Origin of the sequence: Sphingorhabdus sp. (assembly GCF_046596595.1) — a bacterium.
Classification (GTDB): domain Bacteria; phylum Pseudomonadota; class Alphaproteobacteria; order Sphingomonadales; family Sphingomonadaceae; genus Sphingorhabdus_B.
This window is the reverse complement of the sequence record NZ_JBKJMB010000041.1, coordinates 1-3425: the sequence shown is the minus strand read 5'-3', so window position 1 is coordinate 3425 and position 3425 is coordinate 1. Positions and strand designations below refer to the sequence as shown.

Below are 3425 nucleotides of genomic sequence, written 5' to 3'. Positions count from 1 at the left end.
AGTAATACTTGATCCTGGCTTGATGACCACCGTGGTTTCCCGCTCCAACGGTCCGGGCGCAGTCCAGCCATAAATGAAATTACCCGCAACAGCAGCAAGCAGCACAGCGGCCGCAATTATCGCCCATTTGGCGAGGCGGCCCATTTGGTCAGATCGCCTTCATGATCAGGCTGGCGTTGGTGCCGCCAAAGCCAAAGCTGTTGTTCAAAACCGCTTTGACTTCGCGCTTCTTGGCAACATGCGGAACAAGATCAACGCCTTCGGTGCCTTCGTCCGGATTGTCGAGATTGAGCGTTGGTGGAACGATCTGGTCACGCAGCGCGAGGATGCAGAAAATACTCTCCACCGCGCCAGCGCCGCCGAGCAAATGGCCAATGGCGGACTTTGTCGAGCTCATCGAGACATGCGAAATGGCATCACCGAAGAGCCGCTTTACTGCGCCCAATTCAATGGTGTCGGCCATGGTCGACGTGCCATGGGCATTGATATAATCGATATCGGCCGGCGTCATGCCTGCTTTTTTCAACGCCATCTGCATCGAACGATATGCGCCATCGCCATCGGGATGCGGCGCGGTCACGTGATAGGCATCGCCCGACAGGCCATAGCCTACAACCTCGGCATATATTTTCGCGCCGCGTGCCTTGGCATGTTCATATTCTTCCAAGACAACCACGCCAGCGCCTTCGCCCATCACGAAACCATCGCGGTCCTTGTCATAAGGACGGCTCGCGGCCTCGGGGCGGTCGTTGTAACTGGTGTTCAGCGCACGTGCCTGCGCAAACCCGGCTATGCCAAGCGGACAGACTGTCCCTTCCGAGCCGCCAGCGACCATCACGTCCGCATCGTCGTCACGAATCATTCGCGCTGCATCGCCAATCGAATGCGCGCCGGTTGAACAGGCAGTCACGACGGCGTGGTTGGGACCCTTTAGACCGTATTTGATGCTGACCTGACCCGAGATGAGGTTGATCAGACGGCCATGGACGAAATGCGGACTGACGCGGCCTGGACCTTTTTCCGCCAACAGCAAAGCTTCGCTTTCAATACCGGGAAGTCCGCCAATGCCCGAGCCGATTGAGCATCCGGCGCGGACCTTTTGTTCTTCGGTCATGTCGGTCAGGCCAGCGTCTTCAAGCGCTTGGCCAGCGGCATCAATGCCGTAAATGATGAACGGATCGACCTGACGTTGCACCTTGTGGTCCACGCGCTTGTCGGGGTCAAAGCCCCAAGGGTGATCTTTTGGCTTTACTTCACAAGCAATCAGGCATTTCTGGTTGCTGGCGTCAAAATGCGTAATCAAGCCAGCGCCCGATTTTCCGGCAATCAGGTTAGACCACGTGGTTTCAACATCGGCACCCAAAGGTGTAACCAGACCAAGTCCGGTGACCACGACACGACGCATACCGTTATCTCCAAAAGCATTCTTTGCCGCCCATTACTGTGAACAGGTGCCAAAAAGCAAACGGCTTTCCGACGGGAGCGCCATTAACGCTGGTCGGAAAGCCGTTTAAATTTCAAACTGACCGCGCAGGTTCTGCGCGTATCGATTTAGCCGTTGCTGTCGATAAAATCGATCGCGTCCTTGACGGTCGCGATTTTTTCAGCGGCATCGTCAGGGATTTCGACGTTGAATTCTTCTTCAAACGCCATGACCAGCTCGACGATGTCGAGGCTGTCTGCACCAAGATCATCGATAAAGCTTGCCGCTTCTGTGACCTTGTCTGCTTCAACGCCGAGATGTTCGACTACAATCTTTTTGACCCGTTCCGCGGTATCGCTCATTTTTGTGCCCCTTATTGGTTGGGAAGATGAATTTCTGATATTGCCCTAATGTCCAGATTGTCCGCTGGCAAGTGGCAAGCGACGGTTAGGCGTCAAAGCATCGCCATGCCGCCGTTTACATGGATTGTCTGCCCGGTAACATAGCCTGCTTCCTTTGACGCGAGATAGGCAACGGCCGCGCCGATATCCGCGCCTTCGCCCATCCGGCCCATCGGAATCCGGGCATTCAGCGCCTCTTTCTGCGCATCTGGCAAGCTTTCAGTCATCGCCGTGGCGATGAAGCCCGGCGCGACGCAGTTTGCGGTAACGTTGCGGCTTGCAAGCTCTTGCGCGATAGCCTTGGTCATCGCCGTGAGACCGCCCTTGGATGCTGCATAATTGGCTTGGCCGGGGTTGCCCGTTGTGCCCACGACGCTGGTGATTGTGATGATCCTGCCAAAGCGTGCCTTCATCATTGGCTTTGTCGCGGCGCGCATTAGCCGGAATGTCGACTCGAGGTTGATACGGATTACTTCGTCCCATTCCTCGTCCTTCATCCGCATCGTTAAATTGTCGCGGGTGACGCCGGCGTTGTTCACGAGAATATCGATCTTGCCCAGTTTTTCCAGCGCAGCAGGGACGAGTGCCTCAACGCTGTCCTTATCACTCAGATTGCACGGGATCGCGACATGGTCGCCGCCTAAAGATGCACGAAACGCCTCTAGTTTTTCAACGTTGGAGCCAGAGACTGCAAGGCGCGCGCCTTGGGCGGCAAGCGCCTGACAGATCGCGCTACCAATGCCGCCCGATGCGCCCGTGACGAGCGCGGTCATGCCGGTCAGATCAAACATGGTCATTCTCCCTTAAACTCAGGCGGGCGTTTTTCGAGAAACGCCGTGATGGCTTCGTCATTGTCCGCCGTGGCGTGCGCCAGGCTTTGCATCGCCGCGGACATTTCGAGGATGTTTTTAAGGTCCGCCGTCTGTCCTTCGCGCAAAAGTCGCTTGGTCATGCGGACAGCATGCGTCGGGTTTGCAGCGATTTTGTCTGCGACACGGCGCGCAGCGGCCATCAATTCGGCATCATCCACCACTTGCGAAACCAGCCCGATACGCAGGGCTTCTGCCGCGTCGATGGTTTCACCGGTCAGGGCAAGCTCTGTGGCTTTTGAAAAACCGATAATACGGGGTAAAAGCCACGCTCCGCCATCGCCCGGGGTGATGCCTAAACGCACGAAGCTTTCGGCAAATTTGGCCGAAGATGCGGCAATACGGATGTCGCACATTGTGGTGAGGTCAAGGCCAGCGCCAATCGCCGGGCCGTTGACCGCAGCAACCACGGGAACCTCAAGCGCCTGAAACATCAACGGCAGCCGCTGGATTCCATATTTATAGTTACGCCGCGTTTCGGCAGGCAATCCCGCCCGAAGGCCCCCGCTGTCAGGACGCATTTGCTTCAGGTCACCGCCAGAGGAAAATACAGTCCCCGCGCCTGTCAGAATGACGCAGCGCACCGATATGTCCTGATCAGCCGCCATGAATGCGTCGCACATCTGATCGACGACGGCGACATCCGATATCGGATTGCGCTTTTCGGGCATATTCATCGTGATCGTCAATATGCCGCCATCGCGCGACTGGAGGATCTGGTCGGTCATTAGA

The 3425-nt window shown here is 56.6% G+C and carries 4 protein-coding genes; all 4 read right to left on the bottom strand.

Annotated features, from left to right (window positions below):
* Positions 1–148: 148 nt before the first annotated feature.
* Entirely contained in the window at positions 149–1405 is a 1257-nt protein-coding gene (gene fabF, locus ACLL9E_RS04080; RefSeq protein WP_411290465.1) for a beta-ketoacyl-ACP synthase II, read from the bottom strand.
* A 146-nt stretch (positions 1406–1551) separates the two neighbouring features.
* On the bottom strand, positions 1552–1785 hold the full coding sequence (locus ACLL9E_RS04075; RefSeq protein WP_411290464.1) for an acyl carrier protein: 234 nt from the start codon (positions 1783–1785) through the stop codon (positions 1552–1554).
* A 92-nt stretch (positions 1786–1877) separates the two neighbouring features.
* Positions 1878–2615: a 3-oxoacyl-[acyl-carrier-protein] reductase gene (gene fabG, locus ACLL9E_RS04070; protein WP_411290463.1), complete on the bottom strand. Its 738-nt coding sequence runs from the start codon at positions 2613–2615 to the stop codon at positions 1878–1880.
* Positions 2616–2617: 2 nt separating this feature from the next.
* Positions 2618–3421: a crotonase/enoyl-CoA hydratase family protein gene (locus tag ACLL9E_RS04065; protein WP_411290466.1), complete on the bottom strand. Its 804-nt coding sequence runs from the start codon at positions 3419–3421 to the stop codon at positions 2618–2620.
* Positions 3422–3425 lie beyond the last annotated feature (4 nt).

Excerpts from the sequence above, each read along its gene's own strand:
- fabF (WP_411290465.1), bottom strand. The coding sequence starts at position 1,405 with ATGCGTCGTGTCGTGGTCACCGGACTTGGTCTGGTTACACCTTTGGGT.
- ACLL9E_RS04075 (WP_411290464.1), bottom strand. The coding sequence starts at position 1,785 with ATGAGCGATACCGCGGAACGGGTCAAAAAGATTGTAGTCGAACATCTC.
- fabG (WP_411290463.1), bottom strand. The coding sequence starts at position 2,615 with ATGTTTGATCTGACCGGCATGACCGCGCTCGTCACGGGCGCATCGGGC.
- ACLL9E_RS04065 (WP_411290466.1), bottom strand. The coding sequence starts at position 3,421 with ATGACCGACCAGATCCTCCAGTCGCGCGATGGCGGCATATTGACGATC.